Origin of the sequence: Thermoanaerobacter sp. A7A, assembly GCF_000445185.1 — a bacterium.
GTDB lineage: Bacteria > Bacillota > Thermoanaerobacteria > Thermoanaerobacterales > Thermoanaerobacteraceae > Thermoanaerobacter.
The window spans coordinates 1-1,031 of sequence record NZ_AVAF01000030.1 but is presented as its reverse complement, the minus strand read 5'-3'; the positions used below and the strand labels follow the sequence as shown (position 1 = coordinate 1,031).

Sequence of the window (1,031 nt, the reverse complement as noted above, 5' to 3'; positions counted from 1 at the left end):
CTTTATTTTGTACTCATCCCATAACTTCTCATAAAGCTTTGTATCGTCATATCCTCTGTCTGCTGTCAGTATCTCACATCTCTCTATTAGTTCTGGGTGCCTTTCATTAAGTTTATCTATTATTTTGTGGGCCTGCTTTACCTCTGATACCGAAGCTTTGGTTACCTCAAAGGCAACAGGCAGCTCATAATCTGCATCTACTATGAGATGCAAACGATAGCCAAACCATTTTACTACTTTTGACCACGCTGTCCCATCTTCCCGAACACCTTTATACTTTTTTATTCCAGTGCATCTAAATCCCGACGCCCATCTTCTCCCTTGGTTTTGTTTTCTCTTTTGGCAAATGATGAAATAGCTTTACCATCAATAGCTAGACTCTTACCAAAGCCCGGCAGTAGTTCTTCTAATTCGTCTACCAATTTATTAAATATTTCATTGATCATTTCTTCTTTCCCGAATAGTTTCCTCAAAAATCTTGAGTATACATATGCTTCTGGAACTTTCCCATTGCGAAAACCACACATGAAACGCAACTGTCCATTCCTTAATAGCTCCCGCCTTAAACTCTCTATAGATGGATGTTCAAAAACTATTCCTGCTAAAATGGAATTCCACATGGCTCTTACAGGATAGTCATCCCTACCATTTCCTCTTTCTTTTTCTAAAACACGCATTAGTTCTTCGTCCGGCATATATTCAAGTACTAAACGTAATCTTTCTAAATCCCCTAAATTTTCAATTTCACTCCACACAAAAAACGTTTGTTGTGGTATAATAGCCATAGGTGAAAACTCCTTTCTTAAGTGTATTTGTGTTTTTTTTTTAATATTATTGTACACTAATGAGATGGAGTTTTCACCTATTTTAAGCTTTTTTGGCTCTTTTTAGTTTATGGGGTGAATTTTTTTATTTAGCTTTATCTATAGTCCGCAAACACGCATTTCACCGTATAATTTTGGGAGAAAGTTGTTTTTGGATACCTCTTAACCCATTGTTGTTACTTCGGTTTCAAACATCGCAATTAGCTT

2 protein-coding genes are annotated in these 1,031 nt (G+C 36.4%); both read right to left on the bottom strand.

The window, feature by feature from the left end; all coding sequences use genetic code 11:
• Positions 1–213, bottom strand: a 213-nt coding sequence (locus tag M663_RS15045; RefSeq protein ID WP_273702587.1) for a transposase, incomplete at its 3' end; no start/stop codon positions are given.
• Positions 214–281: 68 nt separating this feature from the next.
• Positions 282–785: a transposase gene (locus M663_RS15040; RefSeq protein WP_273702586.1), complete on the bottom strand. Its 504-nt coding sequence runs from the start codon at positions 783–785 to the stop codon at positions 282–284.
• Positions 786–1,031 lie beyond the last annotated feature (246 nt).